A 17005-nucleotide genomic window follows, 5' to 3' on the forward strand; every position below is an offset into this window, starting at 1 on the left:
AGGGGTGCATCATGGCAATCGTTAAATGCAAACCGACTTCCCCTGGCCGCCGTTTTGTGGTCAAGGTGGTCAACCAGGAGCTGCATAAAGGCGCTCCTCACGCACCGCTGCTCGAGAAAAAATCGAAGACTGGTGGTCGTAACAACAATGGTCGCATTACCACTCGTCACATCGGTGGTGGCCATAAGCAGCATTATCGTCTGGTCGATTTCCGTCGCAACGACAAAGATGGCATCTCCGCCACTGTCGAGCGTATTGAATACGATCCAAACCGTACTGCTCACATCGCTCTGCTGCTGTACGCAGATGGCGAGCGTCGCTACATCATCGCCCCTAAAGGCGTGAGTGCTGGTGACCAGCTGATCGCAGGTGCCCTGGCACCGATCAAGCCGGGCAACGCTCTGCAACTGCGCAACATTCCAGTTGGTAGCACCGTACACGGCATCGAATTGAAGCCAGGTAAAGGCGCGCAAATCGCTCGTTCCGCTGGTGCTTCGGCTCAGCTGATCGCTCGTGAAGGTGTCTACGTGACCCTGCGTCTGCGTTCTGGTGAGATGCGTAAAGTGCTGGCTGAATGCCGTGCGACCCTGGGCGAAGTCTCGAACTCCGAGCACAGCCTGCGTTCGCTGGGTAAAGCTGGTGCCAAACGCTGGCGTGGCGTTCGCCCAACCGTTCGTGGTGTTGCCATGAACCCGGTTGACCACCCACACGGTGGTGGTGAAGGTCGTACCTCTGGTGGTCGTCATCCGGTATCGCCATGGGGCTTCCCGACTAAGGGCGCGAAGACTCGTGGTAATAAGCGTACCGACAAAATGATCGTCCGTCGTCGCAAGTAAATAGAGGGATACGACAGTGCCACGTTCTCTGAAAAAAGGTCCTTTTATTGATCTTCACCTACTGAAGAAGATCGAAGTGGCGGCGGAAAAGAACGATCGCAAACCAGTTAAAACCTGGTCGCGTCGTTCGATGATCCTGCCACAAATGGTCGGTTTGACCATCGCAGTACACAACGGTCGTCAACACGTCCCAGTTCTCGTTAACGAAGACATGGTCGGCCACAAACTGGGCGAGTTTGCCGGTACCCGCACTTATCGTGGGCACGTGGCAGACAAGAAAGCCAAGCGTTAAGGGGTTAGGAAATGGAAGTAGCCGCTAAGTTGTCGGGCGCTCGAATCTCCGCCCAGAAAGCCCGCTTGGTCGCCGACCAGATCCGCGGGAAGAAGGTGGGCGAAGCGCTCAACCTGTTGGCTTTCAGCAGTAAGAAAGCCGCCGAGATCATGAAGAAAGTGCTGGAGTCGGCCGTAGCCAACGCCGAGCATAACGAAGGCGCAGACGTTGATGACCTGAAGGTCAGCACCGTTTTCGTCAACGAAGGGCGTTCGCTGAAGCGAATCATGCCACGTGCCAAAGGCCGTGCTGATCGCATCGTCAAGCGGTCTTGCCATATCACTGTCAAGGTTGCTGACAAGTAACGGAGTCGAAGAGATGGGTCAGAAAGTACATCCCATTGGCATTCGCCTGGGAATCGTCAAGGAACACACCTCCGTCTGGTATGCAGACGGCCGGACTTATGCGGACTATTTGTTCGCTGATCTGAAGGTGCGTGAGTATCTCCAAGACAAACTAAAAAGCGCGTCCGTAAGCCGTATCGATATCCATCGCCCGGCGCAAACCGCACGTATCACCATCCACACCGCTCGTCCAGGTATTGTTATCGGGAAGAAAGGTGAAGATGTTGAGAAACTGCGTCAGGACCTGACCAAGCAAATGGGTGTGCCTGTGCACATCAATATCGAAGAGATCCGCAAGCCGGAGCTCGACGGTATGCTGGTTGCGCAGAGCGTAGCTCAGCAGCTGGAGCGTCGTGTAATGTTCCGTCGCGCTATGAAGCGCGCTGTACAGAACGCCATGCGCATTGGTGCCAAAGGCATCAAAATCCAAGTGAGCGGTCGTCTCGGCGGTGCTGAAATCGCACGTACTGAATGGTATCGCGAAGGTCGTGTGCCACTGCACACCCTGCGTGCCGACATCGACTATGCCAACTACGAAGCTCACACCACTTATGGTGTGATCGGTGTAAAGGTTTGGATCTTCAAAGGCGAAGTAATTGGTGGTCGCCAAGAAGAACTGAAACCACAAGCACCAGCGCCTCGTAAAAAAGCTGCTAAGTAAGGGGTACGCCAAATGTTGCAACCAAAGCGTACGAAGTTCCGCAAGCAGATGACAGGCCACAACCGTGGTCTGGCTCAGCGCGGTAGCAAAGTCAGCTTCGGCGAGTTCGCGCTGAAGTCTGTAGCTCGTGGTCGTCTCACCGCTCGTCAGATCGAGTCAGCGCGTCGTGCACTGACCCGTCACGTAAAACGTGGTGGCAAGATCTGGATCCGTGTATTCCCGGACAAGCCGATCTCCAAAAAACCTCTCGAGGTTCGTATGGGTAAAGGTAAGGGTAACGTGGAATACTGGGTAGCCCAGATTCAGCCAGGCAAAGTCCTGTATGAAATCGAGGGTGTAACTGAAGAGCTGGCGCGTGAGGCTTTTGCCCTGGCTGCTGCAAAGCTGCCGCTCGCCACCGCCTTTGTTAAACGGACGGTGATGTGATGAAAGCGAATGAACTTCGTGAAAAATCCGCACAGCAGCTGAACGAGCAACTGCTCGGCCTGCTGCGCGACCAGTTCAATCTGCGTATGCAGAAAGCAACTGGCCAGTTGGGGCAGTCTCATCTGCTCTCGCAAGTTAAGCGTGACATCGCTCGCGTGAAGACTGTGCTCAACCAGCAGGCAGGTAAGTGATCATGGCTGAAGCCGAAAAGACTGTCCGTACGCTGACTGGCCGTGTTGTCAGCGACAAGATGGACAAAACCATCACCGTTTTGATCGAGCGTCGCGTTAAGCACCCGATCTACGGTAAATATGTTAAGCGTTCGACTAAGCTGCACGCGCACGACGAAACCAATCAGTGCCACATCGGCGACAAAGTCACTATTCGTGAAACTCGTCCGCTGGCCAAGACCAAGTCTTGGGCACTGGTTGATGTTCTCGAACGCGCTGTGGAAGTCTAAGGACTAGGGGTCGGAGAAATTATATGATTCAGACTCAATCCATGCTCGATGTGGCCGATAACAGCGGCGCTCGCCGCGTTATGTGCATCAAGGTGCTGGGTGGCTCCCATCGTCGTTACGCTGGTATCGGTGACATCATCAAGGTTACCGTCAAGGAAGCAATTCCTCGCGGTAAAGTGAAAAAAGGCCAAGTGATGACTGCTGTTGTAGTCCGCACTCGTCACGGCGTACGCCGTGCTGATGGCTCCATTATCCGCTTTGATGGCAACGCTGCTGTTCTTCTGAACAACAAGCAAGAGCCTATCGGCACCCGTATCTTTGGGCCAGTGACCCGTGAACTTCGTACTGAGAAGTTCATGAAGATCGTCTCGCTCGCCCCAGAAGTGCTGTAAGGAGATCCGACATGCAAAAGATTCGTCGTGACGACGAGATCATCGTGATCGCCGGCAAAGACAAAGGTAAGCGCGGTAAGGTGCTTAAGGTTCTCGCTAATAACCGTTTGGTTATCGGTGGTCTGAACCTGGTCAAGCGTCATACCAAGCCTAACCCGATGTCGGGCGTGCAAGGCGGTATCGTCGAAAAAGAAGCTCCATTGGACGCTTCTAACGTCGCCATTTTCAACGGCGAAACCAACAAGGCTGACCGCGTTGGTTTCAAAGTAGAAGATGGCAAGAAAATTCGTGTCTTCAAGTCGACCCAAAAAGCGGTTGATGCTTGAACACTGCTAGGTAGAAGACCATGGCACGACTAAAAGAGATTTACTGGAAAGAAATCGCACCGAAACTTAAGGAAGAACTTAAGCTTTCGAACGTGATGGAAGTTCCACGCGTTACCAAAATCACCCTGAACATGGGTTTGGGCGAAGCGGTCGGTGACAAAAAAGTCATCGAGCACGCTGTTGCTGACCTGGAAAAGATCACCGGTCAAAAAGTCGTTGTGACTTACGCTCGGAAATCCATCGCAGGCTTTAAAGTCCGCGAAGGCTGGCCGATCGGCGTCAAAGTGACTCTGCGCCGTGAGCGTATGTACGAATTCCTGGATCGTCTGCTGTCGATCTCCCTGCCTCGGGTCCGCGACTTCCGCGGCCTGAATGCCAAGTCCTTCGATGGTCGTGGTAACTACAGCATGGGCGTGAAAGAGCAGATCATCTTCCCGGAAATCGACTACGACAAGATCGATGCTCTCCGCGGTCTGGACATCACCCTGACCACCACTGCCAAGAACGATGATGAAGGTCGCGCCCTGTTGCGTGCTTTCAAATTCCCGTTCCGCAACTGATTGGAGTAGGACCATGGCCAAGATGAGCATGAAAAACCGCGAGCTGAAACGTCAGCTCACGGTTGCCAAGTACGCCAAGAAGCGTGCAGCACTGAAAGCAATCATCGTTGATCTGAACGCAAGTCCAGAAGCGCGTTGGGAAGCTACAGTTGCTCTGCAGAAGCAGCCACGTGACGCAAGCGCTTCGCGCATGCGTAACCGCTGCCGCCTGACCGGTCGTCCACACGGCGTTTACCGCAAGTTCGGCCTCGGCCGTAACAAACTGCGTGAAGCGGCAATGCGTGGTGACGTACCAGGTCTGGTTAAAGCCAGCTGGTAAGTACTTTCAACGCCAGGGTGGTCGGTTTCGCAAGATACTGACCGCCGGTGGCCTTGAATCTGGAACAAGCCCCTTTTGGGGCTTGTTTCATTTCCGGACTGTGTCTAAAATACGCGGCTCGCCTGAGCCCGTGTTTTTTACGCTCGGAAGATTCTCGGCGACATATGTAGCCGCAAGGCTAATTTTTTTGTATTAGGAGCGTCTAGCCCATGAGTATGCAGGACCCGTTAGCGGACATGCTAACTCGTATCCGTAATGCCCAGATGGCTGAAAAGTCCGTCGTAAGCATGCCATCTTCCAAGTTGAAGGTAGCTGTTGCCAAAGTCCTGAAAGACGAAGGTTACATTGCGGGTTATCAGATCAGCAGCGAAATCAAGCCACTGCTGTCCATCGAGCTGAAGTACTTCGAAGGCCGTTCGGTCATCGAGGAAGTGAAGCGCGTTAGCCGTCCAGGCCTGCGTCAGTACAAGTCCGCTGAAGATCTGCCGAAAGTTCGTGGCGGTCTGGGCGTGTCTATCGTCTCCACCAACAAAGGTGTGATGACGGATCGTGCTGCGCGCGCTGCCGGTGTCGGCGGCGAAGTTCTTTGCACTGTGTTCTAAGGGGGGATAAGCATGTCTCGCGTCGCTAAGAACCCCGTTAAGCTGCCAGCCGGTGTCGAAGTCAAATTCGCAGGCCAACAGCTTTCGGTGAAGGGTGCCAAGGGCACTCTTGAACTGAACATCCATTCGTCCGTTGAGATCGTTGAAGAAGCTGGTGAGCTGCGTTTCGCTGCTCGCAATGGCGATCAACAAACTCGCGCAATGGCCGGTACCACGCGTGCGTTGGTAAACAACATGGTCCAAGGCGTAAGCCAAGGCTTCGAGCGTAAGCTCCAGCTGGTCGGTGTTGGTTACAAAGCGCAAGCAAAAGGCACGGTTTTGAACCTGGCCCTTGGCTTCTCGCACCCAGTGGATTACGAACTGCCGGAAGGCATCACCGCTGAGACCCCTAGCCAAACCGATATCCTGATCAAGGGCATCGATAAGCAGCTGGTAGGTCAGGTGGCCGCTGAGATCCGCGACTTCCGTCCACCAGAGCCGTACAAAGGCAAAGGTGTGCGCTACGCGGACGAAGTCGTCCGTCGTAAAGAAGCCAAGAAGAAGTAGGGCATAGCAAATGACCGACAAAAAAGTTACTCGACTGCGTCGCGCTCGCAAAGCACGCCTGAAAATGCACGAACTCGAAGTCGTGCGTCTCTGCGTGTATCGCTCGTCGCAGCACATCTACGCCCAGGTCATCTCGGCCGACGGCAACAAAGTCCTGGCAAGCGCCTCGACTTTGGATAAAGAACTGCGTGATGGTGCCACCGGCAACATCGACGCGGCCACAAAGGTTGGCCAGCTGGTCGCTACACGTGCTAAGGCCGTGGGCGTCTCGCAAGTGGCTTTCGACCGCTCTGGCTTCAAGTACCACGGCCGCGTTAAAGCGCTGGCTGATGCTGCTCGTGAAGCTGGGCTGGAGTTCTAAGTTATGTCAAATAACGACCAAAAGCGCGACGAAGGCTACATTGAGAAGCTGGTTCAAGTTAACCGCGTAGCCAAAACCGTTAAAGGCGGCCGTATCTTCACTTTCACCGCGTTGACCGTGGTGGGTGATGGTAAAGGGCGTGTTGGCTTCGGCCGTGGCAAGTCACGTGAAGTGCCTGCTGCGATCCAGAAGGCAATGGAAGCTGCTCGTCGCAACATGATCCAGGTTGATCTGAACGGCACCACCCTGCAGTACGCAATGAAGTCCGCCCATGGCGCTTCGAAGGTGTACATGCAGCCTGCTTCTGAAGGTACCGGTATCATCGCTGGCGGCGCTATGCGTGCTGTCCTCGAAGTTGCTGGCGTTCAGAACGTTCTGGCCAAGTGCTACGGCTCGACTAACCCGGTAAACGTGGTTCACGCCACTTTCAAGGGTTTGAAAGCTATGCAATCTCCTGAGTCCATCGCTGCCAAGCGTGGCCTGACTGTGAAGGAGATCTTCTGATCATGGCTACCGTTAAAGTAACGCTGATCAAAAGCATGACCGGCCGCATTCCTAACCACAAACTGTGCGTTAAGGGTTTGGGTCTGCGTCGCATCGGTCACACTGTAGAAGTCCAGGATACTCCCGAGAATCGCGGGATGATCAACAAGGCTTACTACATGCTGCGTGTAGAGGGTTAATCGATGAAACTCAATGATCTGAGTCCAGCGCCGGGTTCCCGTCGCGAAAAGCATCGTCCGGGCCGTGGTATCGGTAGCGGTTTGGGTAAGACTGGTGGCCGTGGCCACAAGGGTCAGACCTCCCGCTCCGGTGGCACCATCGCTCCAGGCTTTGAAGGCGGTCAACAGCCGCTGCATCGTCGCCTGCCCAAGTTCGGTTTCGTATCCCTGAAAGCCATGGACCGCGCAGAAGTGCGTCTGTCCGAGCTGGCTAAAGTGGAAGGCGACATCGTTACTGTGCAGACCCTGAAAGATGCCAACGTGATCAACGTCAACGTACAGCGTGTGAAAATCATGCTGTCCGGTGAAGTGACTCGCGCTGTCACTATCGGCAAGGGAATCGGCGCCACCAAAGGTGCGCGTTCGGCTATCGAAGCAGCTGGCGGCAAGTTCGAGGAATAAATGGCTAAGCAAGGTGCTCTCTCAGCGCTCGGCAAAGGCGGTATGTCTGAACTTTGGGCTCGTCTGCGTTTTCTGTTCCTGGCGATTATCGTCTACCGAATAGGCGCACACATCCCGGTTCCAGGTATCAACCCGGACCGACTCGCAGACCTGTTTCGACAGAATGAGGGGACCATTCTTAGCTTGTTCAACATGTTTTCCGGCGGCGCGCTGGAACGGATGAGCATCTTTGCACTGGGGATCATGCCGTACATTTCGGCATCGATCATCATGCAACTGATGACCGCCGTCAGCCCGCAGCTGGAGCAGTTGAAGAAGGAAGGTGAAGCTGGCCGTCGCAAGATTAGCCAGTACACCCGCTACGGCACTGTCGTCCTCGCTCTGGTTCAAGCTATCGGCATGTCCGTTGGCCTGGCAGGGCAGGGCGTTGCGTTCACTGGTGACTTTGGCTTCCATTTCGTCGCGGTATCCACGTTTGTGGCTGGTGCGATGTTCATGATGTGGCTGGGTGAGCAGATTACTGAGCGTGGTGTTGGTAACGGTATCTCGATGTTGATTTTCGCAGGTATCGTCGCCGGTCTTCCGAGAGCAATTGGGCAGTCTTTCGAGTCTGCGCGTCAGGGGGATATCAATATCTTCGCCCTGGTTGCTATCGGTTTGCTGGCAGTAGCGATTATCGGTTTTGTGGTGTTCATTGAGCGTGGTCAGCGTCGTATTGCTGTTCACTACGCCAAGCGTCAGCAGGGCCGTAAGGTGTTTGCTGCGCAGACCAGCCACTTGCCGCTGAAGGTGAATATGGCCGGCGTTATTCCGGCAATTTTCGCGAGCAGCATCTTGCTGTTTCCGGCTTCGTTGGGTACCTGGTTTGGTCAGTCTGAAAATATGGGCTGGCTGCAGGACCTCTCTCAGTCGATCGCTCCTGGTCAGCCGTTGAATATTCTGCTGTTTAGTGCAGGGATTATTTTCTTCTGCTTCTTCTATACGGCGTTGATGTTCAATCCGAAAGACGTAGCGGAAAACCTGAAGAAGTCCGGTGCCTTTATTCCGGGTATTCGTCCGGGTGAGCAGTCTGCGCGCTACATTGATGGCGTTCTGACTCGTTTGACCCTGTTCGGTGCTCTATATATGACGGCCGTCTGTTTGCTTCCCCAGTTCCTGGTGGTTGCGGCAAACGTTCCGTTCTACCTTGGCGGGACCTCGTTGCTGATCGTGGTCGTGGTTGTGATGGACTTCATGTCCCAAGTACAATCGCACCTCGTTTCGCACCAGTACGAATCCCTGATGAAGAAAGCCAACCTGAAGGGCTACGGCAGCGGCATGTTGCGCTGAGTACCCCATAAGGTTCGAGGAGTTGGTGATGAAAGTTCGTGCATCGGTGAAAAAGCTGTGCCGTAACTGCAAGATTATTCGCCGCGAAGGTGTTGTTCGAGTAATTTGCAGCGCGGAACCGCGTCACAAACAGCGCCAAGGCTGAGTGTGATCCGCTTGAAGCCCGGCAGCTAGTGCGCTGCCGGGTTGATTATTTGTTATTACAGCGATATTATCTCGCGCCCTATTTCTTGGCTTCCGGGGCGTAGGTAGCTGTCAATTGGAGTCCCACTGAATGGCCCGTATTGCAGGCGTTAACATTCCAGATAACAAGCACACTGTTATCTCGCTGACCTACATCTATGGTGTTGGTCGCACTACTGCGCAGAAAATTTGCGCAGACACTGGGGTAAACCCAGCCGCAAAGATCAAGGATCTGAGCGACGAGCAGATTGAGCTGTTGCGTGGCGAAGTGGCGAAGTTCACCACTGAAGGTGACCTGCGTCGCGAAATCAACATGAAAATCAAGCGTTTGATGGACCTCGGTTGCTACCGTGGTCTGCGTCATCGTCGTGGTCTTCCAGTGCGCGGTCAGCGTACCAAGACTAACGCGCGTACCCGTAAAGGTCCGCGTAAGCCGATCCGCAAGTAATCGCCCACGCGAATCGACAGGAAAATTATCATGGCAAAACCTGCTGCTCGTCCTCGTAAAAAAGTTAAAAAGACAGTGGTTGATGGCATCGCCCACATCCATGCTTCTTTTAACAACACAATCGTGACCATCACCGACCGTCAAGGTAACGCGCTTTCTTGGGCTACCTCCGGTGGTTCGGGTTTCCGCGGTTCCCGCAAGTCCACCCCGTTTGCTGCTCAAGTAGCTGCTGAACGAGCTGGCCAAGCTGCGCTGGAATACGGCCTGAAAAACCTCGACGTTAACGTCAAAGGTCCAGGTCCAGGTCGTGAGTCTGCTGTCCGTGCTTTGAACGGCTGTGGCTATAAGATCGCCAGCATCACCGACGTGACGCCAATCCCGCACAACGGGTGCCGTCCGCCGAAGAAGCGCCGCGTGTAATCCAGGAGATTGTAAAGAATGGCTCGTTACATTGGTCCAAAATGCAAACTCGCTCGTCGTGAAGGCACCGATCTCTTCTTGAAGAGCGGCGTGCGCGCGATCGAATCGAAGTGCAACATTGAAGCAGCACCTGGTATCCACGGCCAACGCCGCGGTCGCCAGTCCGATTACGGCACCCAACTGCGTGAAAAGCAGAAGGTCCGTCGTATCTACGGCGTTCTCGAGCGTCAGTTCAGCGGCTACTACAAAGAAGCTGCTGGCAAGAAAGGTGCAACCGGTGAAAACCTGCTGCAACTGCTCGAATGCCGTCTGGACAACGTTGTATACCGTATGGGCTTTGGTTCGACTCGCGCCGAATCCCGTCAGCTGGTATCGCACAAATCCGTCAGCGTAAACGGCCAAACCGTTAACGTACCGTCTTACCAGGTTCGTGCTGGTGACGTGGTCGCGATTCGCGAGAAAGCAAAAAACCAACTTCGCATTGTCCAAGCTCTCGATCTGTGTGCCCAACGTGGCCGCGTAGAATGGGTAGAAGTAGACACTGAGAAGAAGTCGGGCGTTTTCAAGAACGTTCCTGCTCGCAGTGATCTGTCCGCCGACATCAACGAAAGCCTGATTGTCGAGCTCTACTCCAAGTAAGGGCTAGAAAATAGGTGCATCCATGCAGATTTCGGTAAATGAGTTCCTGACACCCCGCCACATTGATGTGCAGGTTGTCAGTCCAACCCGCGCTAAAATTACTCTCGAGCCTCTCGAGCGTGGTTTTGGCCACACCCTGGGCAACGCGCTGCGCCGCATCCTGTTGTCCTCAATGCCCGGCTGTGCAGTAGTCGAGGCCGAGATTGACGGTGTGCTCCACGAGTACAGCGCCATCGAAGGTGTACAGGAAGACGTAATTGAAATCCTGTTGAACCTTAAAGGTCTGGCTATCAAGCTGCACGGCCGTGACGAAGTTACGCTGACCTTGTCGAAGAAGGGTTCGGGGGTGGTTACCGCTGCCGATATTCAGCTGGATCATGATGTCGAGATCGTTAATCCCGATCACGTAATCGCTAACCTGGCGTCTAACGGCGCCCTGAACATGAAGCTCACCGTAGCTCGTGGTCGTGGTTATGAACCGGCCGACTCGCGTCAGAGCGATGAAGACGAAAGCCGCAGCATTGGTCGCTTGCAGCTTGACTCTTCGTTCAGCCCGGTTCGCCGTATCGCATACGTGGTGGAAAACGCCCGTGTCGAGCAGCGTACTAACCTGGACAAGCTGGTTATTGATCTGGAAACCAACGGTACTCTGGATCCTGAAGAGGCTATCCGCCGCGCTGCAACCATTCTGCAACAGCAGTTGGCTGCGTTCGTCGACCTCAAGGGTGACAGCGAACCAGTGGTAATCGAGCAGGAAGACGAGATCGATCCGATCCTGCTTCGCCCGGTTGACGATCTGGAACTGACTGTACGTTCGGCTAACTGCCTTAAGGCGGAAAACATCTACTACATCGGCGACCTGATTCAGCGTACCGAAGTAGAGCTGTTGAAGACTCCGAACCTTGGCAAGAAATCCTTGACTGAAATCAAGGACGTTCTGGCCTCCCGCGGTCTGTCCCTCGGCATGCGCCTCGACAACTGGCCGCCTGCAAGTCTTAAGAAGGACGACAAGGCGACTGCCTGATCGTCGTAATCACCGAACGTGAGTTTGGTAAGGAATGAACCATGCGTCATCGTAAAAGTGGTCGTCACCTGAGCCGTACCAGCTCGCACCGCAAGGCCATGTTCCAAAACATGGCGGTGTCGCTGTTCGAGCACGAGCTGATCAAAACTACACTGCCGAAAGCTAAAGAACTGCGTCGCGTTGCTGAGCCGCTGATCACTTTGGCCAAGACAGACAGCCTGGCTAACCGCCGTTTGGCTTTCGACCGTACTCGTTCGAAAGCTATCGTTGGTAAGCTCTTCAACGACCTGGGCAAGCGTTATGCTACCCGTGAGGGTGGCTACCTGCGCATCCTCAAGTGCGGCTTCCGCACTGGCGACAACGCGCCTATGGCGTACGTCGAGTTGGTTGATCGTGCTACTGCCGGCGAAGCTGTAAGCGCCGAGTAACACGACAGTCTGCAACGAAGAACCGGGCCTGGCGCCCGGTTTTTTGTGCGCGTAATAAAAGCGCATCAGGTCCACGTTTCCCGGGGACGGTGAGCGAGATGGATGTTGGCTCGTTTGGTAGTAATTTTCTATTGAAGCCTACAATTTAATAAATTTGTAGGTGTCATGTTGTTGATTGATACTCCCTCCAAGCCGATTAGCCGGCAGTTCCAAGCCAGACCTGAGGAAATTGCGCATGAGCCAGAATAAAGTCCTTACCACCGCCAGCGGTGCACCCGTTGCGGATAATCAGAATTCCCGTTCTGCCGGCCCCCGTGGCCCGCTGCTGCTCGACGACTTCCACCTGATCGAAAAGCTCGCTCACTTCAACCGTGAAAATATTCCGGAGCGCCGCGTACACGCCAAAGGTTCGGGCGCCTACGGTACGTTCACCGTCACCCGAGACATCACTCAATACACCAGCGCCAAGCTGTTCGAGTCAGTGGGTAAGCAAACCCCGACGTTCCTGCGGTTCTCCACTGTAGGTGGTGAGCGCGGTTCGGCTGACACTGAGCGCGACCCACGCGGCTTCGCCTTGAAGTTTTACACTGAGGAAGGCAACTGGGACATCGTCGGCAACAACACGCCAGTGTTCTTCATCCGTGACCCGCTGAAATTCCCGGATTTCATCCACACCCAAAAGCGCTTGCCGCAAAGCAACCTGAAAAGCGCACAGATGATGTGGGACTTCTGGTCGCACTCCCCAGAGGCGCTGCACCAGGTCACCATCCTGTTCTCTGACCGTGGCATCCCGGATGGCTACCGCCACATGCACGGCTTCGGCAGTCACACCTATAGCCTGATCAACGCCAACGGCGAGCGTCACTGGGTGAAATGGCACTACAAGACCAAGCAAGGCATCAAGAACCTGGCCCCGGCTGAAGCGGCGCGCCTGGCGGGTACCGATCCCGACTATGCCCAGCGCGATCTGTTTGGCGCCATTGAACGTGGTGATTTCCCAAAATGGCGCGTTTGCATCCAGATCATGACCGAGGCTCAAGCGAACGCTCACTACGAAAACCCGTTTGACGTCACCAAGACCTGGTCGCAAAAAGAATTCCCACTGATCGAGGTGGGCGAGCTGGAGCTCAACCGCAACCCGCAGAACTATTTCGCCGAAGTGGAACAGGCCGCTTTCGGCCCAAGCAACATGGTTCCAGGCGTTGGCCTGTCGCCGGACCGTATGCTGCAAGGTCGCGTCTTTGCCTACGCAGATGCTCACCGGTACCGTGTTGGCACCAATCACCAGCAACTGCCGGTGAATGCTCCACGTAACCCGGTCAACAGCTACCAGCGTGACGGTTCGATGGCCTTTGGCAGTAATGGTGGCGCTGCGCCTAACTACGAGCCAAACAGCTACGCCGATGCGCCAAAGCAGGCGCCACAGTACGCGGAGCCTGCACTGGCCTTGAGCGGCGCGGCTGATCGTTACGATCACCGCGAAGACACTGATTACTACAGCCACGCCGGTGCACTGTTCCGCTTGATGAATGACGAGCAGAAAGCGCTGCTGACCAGCAACATCGCCGGTGCGATGGGCGGTGTTTCCAGTGATGTGGTCCAGCGTCAGTTGCAGCACTTCTACAAAGCGGATCCCGCTTATGGAGAAGCAATCGCAAATGCACTGGGTGTATCGCTTAACTGACTCTAAACGATAAGCAGAACCGCCCTCATTTGGGCGGTTTTTGCGTTATTTCAGCTACTTTTCTCCGGAAATCTTCGCTTTTCTGCCGTTGATCCCGTGACCTTCAGGTCAGCATGGTTCAAACTACAGACTTTCAAGCAGGGAGATGTAGGGCGATGCAAGGTCACCCCGACGTAATCGATTACCTCAACACGTTGCTGACGGGCGAACTGGCAGCTCGTGACCAATATTTCATCCATTCGCGTATGTACGAAGACTGGGGCTTTACCGAGCTCTATGAACGTATTAACCATGAGATGGAAGAAGAGGCGCAGCACGCTGACGCACTGATGCGTCGTATCCTCATGCTCGAAGGCACGCCGCGCATGCGTCCCGACGACCTGGATGTGGGCACCACAGTGCCTGACATGCTCGCTGCCGACCTTCGTCTCGAATACAAGGTCCGTGCCGCGCTCTGCAAGGGCATTGAGCTGTGCGAGCAGCACAACGACTATGTCACTCGCGAGATCCTGCGCGTGCAGTTGAATGACACCGAAGAAGATCATACCTACTGGCTGGAAAAGCAGTTGGGTCTGATCAAGCTGATTGGCCTGGAAAACTACCTGCAATCGCAGTTCTGATTCCGGCTACGAAAAAGCCCCTGCCACCGATGAGGTGACAGGGGCTTTTTATCGGGCCCGGTAAATCAGGCCCGGTCGCGCTCCAGCAATGGCTTCAGATAGTAGCCAGTATGGGATTGCGACATCTCGGCAACCTGCTCCGGTGTACCCACAGCAATGATCTGCCCGCCCTTGGAACCGCCTTCCGGCCCCAGGTCCACCAGCCAGTCGGCGGTCTTGATCACATCCAGATTGTGTTCAATCACCACCACCGTATTACCGTGATCACGCAAGCGATGCAGCACGTCCAGCAGTTGCTGAATATCCGCAAAGTGCAGGCCAGTGGTTGGCTCATCAAGGATATACAAGGTTTTGCCTGTATCCCGTTTGGACAACTCACGCGACAACTTCACCCGCTGCGCTTCACCACCCGACAGCGTGGTCGCCGACTGCCCCAGCTTGATATAAGACAGGCCGACATCCATCAATGTCTGCAGCTTGCGCGCCAACGCCGGAACCGCGTCGAAGAACACCCGAGCTTCCTCGATGGTCATCTCCAGGGTTTCGTGAATGTTCTTGCCCTTGTATTTGATTTCCAGGGTTTCACGGTTATAGCGCTTGCTCTTGCACACATCGCACGGCACATAGATATCCGGCAGGAAGTGCATCTCGACCTTGATCAAGCCATCGCCCTGGCAAGCTTCACAGCGACCGCCCTTGACGTTGAACGAGAACCGGCCCGGCCCATAGCCGCGTGAGCGGGATTCCGGAACACCGGCGAACAACTCGCGGATCGGCGTGAACAGCCCGGTGTAAGTCGCCGGGTTGGACCGCGGCGTACGGCCAATCGGGCTCTGGTCGATGTCGACCACCTTGTCCAGATGCTCCAGGCCCTTGATGCTGTCGTGGGCCGCCGCTTCCAGGGTGGTAGCGCCGTTCAGGGCGGTGGCACTGAGTGGGAACAACGTGTTGTTGATCAGCGTCGACTTGCCCGAGCCGGAAACCCCGGTCACACAGGTCAGCAGGCCCAGGGGGATTTCCAGATCCACATTGCGCAAGTTGTTGCCACGAGCACCCTTGAGGTGCAACGCCATCTTCTTGTTGCGCGGCGTGCGCTTGGCCGGCACCGCAATTTTCACGCGGCCCGACAGGTACTTGCCGGTCAGTGAATCCGGATGCGCCATCACTTCCGCAGGCGTGCCCTCGGCGACAATATGCCCGCCATGCACACCCGCGCCAGGGCCGATATCGACCACGTAATCCGCCAGGCGAATGGCGTCCTCATCGTGCTCGACCACAATCACCGTGTTGCCGATATCCCGCAGGTGTTTCAACGTACCCAGCAAGCGATCGTTGTCGCGTTGATGCAAGCCGATCGACGGTTCATCGAGGATGTACAACACGCCCACCAGTCCCGCGCCGATCTGGCTGGCCAGGCGAATCCGCTGGGCTTCGCCGCCCGACAGGGTATCGGCGCTGCGGTCCAGCGACAGATAGTCCAGGCCAACGTTGACCAGGAACTGCAGGCGCTCGCGGATTTCCTTGAGGATCTTGTCGGCAATCTCCCCACGGCGGCCGGTCAGCTTGAGCACCCCGAAGTACTCACAGGCATCGCCGATTGGCAGGTTGGTCACCGCCGGCAACGTCTTCTCGCCAACCCACACGTGCCGCGCTTCGCGGCGCAGGCGAGTGCCACGGCAATCAGGGCAAGGTTGGGTGCTGAGGAATTTCGCCAGCTCTTCGCGCACGCTGGCCGATTCGGTCTCGCGGTAACGGCGCTCAAGGTTCGGCACGATGCCTTCGAACGGGTGGGAGCGCTTGACGATGTCACCACGGTCGTTCAGATACTTGAAGTCGACGTTCTGCGAGCCGCTGCCGTTGAGGATGACCTTCTGCTGGTCCGCCGGCAGTTGGTTGAACGGCACTTCGAGGCTGAACTTGTAGTGCGACGCCAACGACCCCAGCATCTGGAAGTAGTAGACGTTGCGCCTGTCCCAGCCACGAATCGCCCCTTCAGCCAGCGTCAGGTCGCCGTTGACCAGGCGCTTGATGTCGAAGAACTGCTTGACGCCCAGACCGTCACAGGTCGGGCAGGCGCCGGCCGGGTTGTTGAAGGAAAACAGCTTGGGTTCCAGCTCGCTGATGGCATGGCCGCAGATCGGGCAGGCAAAGCGCGCAGAGAAGATGATCTCTTCGCCAGGCTCGTCGTCCATCGGCGCGACCAGGGCAATACCGTCGGCCAGCTTCAACGCGGTCTCGAAGGATTCTGCCAGGCGCTGCTGCAGGTCGGCACGCACCTTGAAACGGTCGACCACCACATCGATGGAGTGCTTCTTCTGCTTGTCGAGCTTGGGCGCTTCATCCAGCTCATAAAGCTTGCCGTTGATGCGGGCGCGCACGAAACCTTGCGCCCGCAGCTCTTCAAAGACCGACAGGTGTTCGCCCTTGCGCTCGCGGATGACGGGCGCCAGCAGCATCAGCTTGGCGCCTTCCGGCTGGGCCAGCACCAGGTCAACCATCTGGCTGACGGTCTGGGCTTCCAGCGGAATATCGTGGTCCGGGCAGCGTGGAATGCCCACGCGTGCATACAGCAGACGCAGGTAATCGTAGATTTCGGTAATGGTGCCCACGGTGGAGCGCGGGTTATGGGACGTCGATTTCTGCTCGATGGAAATGGCCGGCGACAAACCTTCGATGGTGTCGACGTCGGGCTTTTCCATCATGGACAGGAACTGCCGGGCATAGGCCGACAGCGATTCCACATAGCGGCGCTGGCCTTCGGCATACAGCGTGTCGAACGCCAGGGACGATTTGCCCGAACCGGACAGGCCGGTGATGACGATCAGTTTGTCCCGGGGCAGGGTCAGGTCGATGTTCTTCAGGTTGTGGGTTCTAGCCCCACGAATCAGGATCTTGTCCAAGATGGCCTCGCACGGCGGGCGTAAATAATGCCGGAGTATACG

27 protein-coding genes are annotated in these 17005 nt (G+C 55.8%); 26 read left to right on the top strand and 1 reads right to left on the bottom strand.

The window, feature by feature from the left end; genetic code table 11:
- The first annotated feature begins 11 nt into the window (after positions 1-11).
- From rplB to bfr, 26 genes are all read left to right on the top strand, one after another.
- Complete coding sequence (gene rplB / locus BFQ00_RS02285; protein ID WP_003176423.1) at positions 12-836, top strand: 50S ribosomal protein L2; 825 nt, start codon at positions 12-14, stop codon at positions 834-836.
- Positions 837-852: 16 nt separating this feature from the next.
- Positions 853-1128, top strand: coding sequence for a 30S ribosomal protein S19 (gene rpsS / locus BFQ00_RS02290; RefSeq protein WP_002555486.1), 276 nt, complete (start codon positions 853-855; stop codon positions 1126-1128).
- An 11-nt stretch (positions 1129-1139) separates the two neighbouring features.
- Positions 1140-1472: a 50S ribosomal protein L22 gene (gene rplV / locus BFQ00_RS02295; protein WP_003103908.1), complete on the top strand. Its 333-nt coding sequence runs from the start codon at positions 1140-1142 to the stop codon at positions 1470-1472.
- A gap of 13 nt (positions 1473-1485) precedes the next feature.
- Positions 1486-2172 (top strand): 30S ribosomal protein S3, encoded by a 687-nt coding sequence (gene rpsC / locus BFQ00_RS02300; protein WP_003176422.1) that lies wholly within the window; start codon positions 1486-1488, stop codon positions 2170-2172.
- A gap of 12 nt (positions 2173-2184) precedes the next feature.
- Positions 2185-2598, top strand: coding sequence for a 50S ribosomal protein L16 (gene rplP, locus BFQ00_RS02305; protein ID WP_003232424.1), 414 nt, complete (start codon positions 2185-2187; stop codon positions 2596-2598).
- Positions 2598-2789 carry a 50S ribosomal protein L29 gene (gene rpmC, locus BFQ00_RS02310; protein ID WP_002555481.1) on the top strand — a complete coding sequence of 64 codons (192 nt, stop codon included), beginning with the start codon at positions 2598-2600 and terminating at the stop codon, positions 2787-2789. The genes rplP and rpmC overlap by 1 nt, the downstream gene beginning before the upstream one ends.
- A gap of 2 nt (positions 2790-2791) precedes the next feature.
- Positions 2792-3058 carry a 30S ribosomal protein S17 gene (gene rpsQ / locus BFQ00_RS02315; protein WP_003176419.1) on the top strand — a complete coding sequence of 89 codons (267 nt, stop codon included), beginning with the start codon at positions 2792-2794 and terminating at the stop codon, positions 3056-3058.
- 23 nt (positions 3059-3081) lie between these two features.
- Positions 3082-3450 carry a 50S ribosomal protein L14 gene (rplN, locus tag BFQ00_RS02320; RefSeq protein ID WP_002555479.1) on the top strand — a complete coding sequence of 123 codons (369 nt, stop codon included), beginning with the start codon at positions 3082-3084 and terminating at the stop codon, positions 3448-3450.
- 11 nt (positions 3451-3461) lie between these two features.
- Positions 3462-3776 carry a 50S ribosomal protein L24 gene (rplX, locus tag BFQ00_RS02325; protein WP_003176416.1) on the top strand — a complete coding sequence of 105 codons (315 nt, stop codon included), beginning with the start codon at positions 3462-3464 and terminating at the stop codon, positions 3774-3776.
- Between the two features lie 20 nt (positions 3777-3796).
- Positions 3797-4336, top strand: a complete 540-nt coding sequence (gene rplE / locus BFQ00_RS02330; protein WP_003176415.1) for a 50S ribosomal protein L5 — start codon at positions 3797-3799, stop codon at positions 4334-4336.
- A 13-nt stretch (positions 4337-4349) separates the two neighbouring features.
- The gene (rpsN, locus tag BFQ00_RS02335) at positions 4350-4655 is read left to right on the top strand and encodes a 30S ribosomal protein S14 (protein ID WP_003176414.1); all 306 of its coding nucleotides are present in this window, start codon (positions 4350-4352) and stop codon (positions 4653-4655) included.
- Between the two features lie 209 nt (positions 4656-4864).
- Positions 4865-5257: a 30S ribosomal protein S8 gene (gene rpsH / locus BFQ00_RS02340; RefSeq protein ID WP_003176413.1), complete on the top strand. Its 393-nt coding sequence runs from the start codon at positions 4865-4867 to the stop codon at positions 5255-5257.
- A 12-nt stretch (positions 5258-5269) separates the two neighbouring features.
- Positions 5270-5803, top strand: coding sequence for a 50S ribosomal protein L6 (gene rplF, locus BFQ00_RS02345; RefSeq protein ID WP_003176412.1), 534 nt, complete (start codon positions 5270-5272; stop codon positions 5801-5803).
- A gap of 10 nt (positions 5804-5813) precedes the next feature.
- Positions 5814-6164, top strand: coding sequence for a 50S ribosomal protein L18 (gene rplR, locus BFQ00_RS02350; RefSeq protein WP_017135964.1), 351 nt, complete (start codon positions 5814-5816; stop codon positions 6162-6164).
- A gap of 3 nt (positions 6165-6167) precedes the next feature.
- Positions 6168-6668 carry a 30S ribosomal protein S5 gene (gene rpsE / locus BFQ00_RS02355; RefSeq protein WP_003176409.1) on the top strand — a complete coding sequence of 167 codons (501 nt, stop codon included), beginning with the start codon at positions 6168-6170 and terminating at the stop codon, positions 6666-6668.
- A 2-nt stretch (positions 6669-6670) separates the two neighbouring features.
- The gene (gene rpmD, locus BFQ00_RS02360) at positions 6671-6847 is read left to right on the top strand and encodes a 50S ribosomal protein L30 (RefSeq protein ID WP_003176408.1); all 177 of its coding nucleotides are present in this window, start codon (positions 6671-6673) and stop codon (positions 6845-6847) included.
- Positions 6848-6850: 3 nt separating this feature from the next.
- Complete coding sequence (gene rplO, locus BFQ00_RS02365) at positions 6851-7288, top strand: 50S ribosomal protein L15 (protein ID WP_003176407.1); 438 nt, start codon at positions 6851-6853, stop codon at positions 7286-7288.
- Positions 7289-8617 (top strand): preprotein translocase subunit SecY, encoded by a 1329-nt coding sequence (secY, locus tag BFQ00_RS02370; protein WP_003194637.1) that lies wholly within the window; start codon positions 7289-7291, stop codon positions 8615-8617.
- 28 nt (positions 8618-8645) lie between these two features.
- Positions 8646-8762: a 50S ribosomal protein L36 gene (gene rpmJ, locus BFQ00_RS27560; RefSeq protein WP_002555468.1), complete on the top strand. Its 117-nt coding sequence runs from the start codon at positions 8646-8648 to the stop codon at positions 8760-8762.
- A 129-nt stretch (positions 8763-8891) separates the two neighbouring features.
- Positions 8892-9248: a 30S ribosomal protein S13 gene (gene rpsM / locus BFQ00_RS02375; RefSeq protein ID WP_003210063.1), complete on the top strand. Its 357-nt coding sequence runs from the start codon at positions 8892-8894 to the stop codon at positions 9246-9248.
- 30 nt (positions 9249-9278) lie between these two features.
- Complete coding sequence (rpsK, locus tag BFQ00_RS02380) at positions 9279-9668, top strand: 30S ribosomal protein S11 (protein WP_002555466.1); 390 nt, start codon at positions 9279-9281, stop codon at positions 9666-9668.
- Between the two features lie 18 nt (positions 9669-9686).
- Positions 9687-10307, top strand: coding sequence for a 30S ribosomal protein S4 (gene rpsD, locus BFQ00_RS02385; RefSeq protein ID WP_003210056.1), 621 nt, complete (start codon positions 9687-9689; stop codon positions 10305-10307).
- Between the two features lie 22 nt (positions 10308-10329).
- Positions 10330-11331 (top strand): DNA-directed RNA polymerase subunit alpha, encoded by a 1002-nt coding sequence (gene rpoA / locus BFQ00_RS02390; protein WP_003176403.1) that lies wholly within the window; start codon positions 10330-10332, stop codon positions 11329-11331.
- 41 nt (positions 11332-11372) lie between these two features.
- Positions 11373-11759, top strand: coding sequence for a 50S ribosomal protein L17 (gene rplQ, locus BFQ00_RS02395; RefSeq protein WP_007918448.1), 387 nt, complete (start codon positions 11373-11375; stop codon positions 11757-11759).
- A gap of 235 nt (positions 11760-11994) precedes the next feature.
- On the top strand, positions 11995-13443 hold the full coding sequence (locus BFQ00_RS02400; protein WP_065888413.1) for a catalase: 1449 nt from the start codon (positions 11995-11997) through the stop codon (positions 13441-13443).
- 155 nt (positions 13444-13598) lie between these two features.
- Complete coding sequence (bfr, locus tag BFQ00_RS02405; RefSeq protein ID WP_003176400.1) at positions 13599-14063, top strand: bacterioferritin; 465 nt, start codon at positions 13599-13601, stop codon at positions 14061-14063.
- 65 nt (positions 14064-14128) lie between these two features.
- Here bfr and uvrA read toward each other — a convergent pair whose 3' ends face one another.
- Complete coding sequence (gene uvrA / locus BFQ00_RS02410) at positions 14129-16963, bottom strand: excinuclease ABC subunit UvrA (RefSeq protein ID WP_065888412.1); 2835 nt, start codon at positions 16961-16963, stop codon at positions 14129-14131.
- Between the last annotated feature and the right edge of the window lie 42 nt (positions 16964-17005).

The sequence above is a fragment of the Pseudomonas sp. 28 E 9 genome (assembly GCF_900004785.1).
GTDB lineage: Bacteria > Pseudomonadota > Gammaproteobacteria > Pseudomonadales > Pseudomonadaceae > Aquipseudomonas > Aquipseudomonas orientalis_A.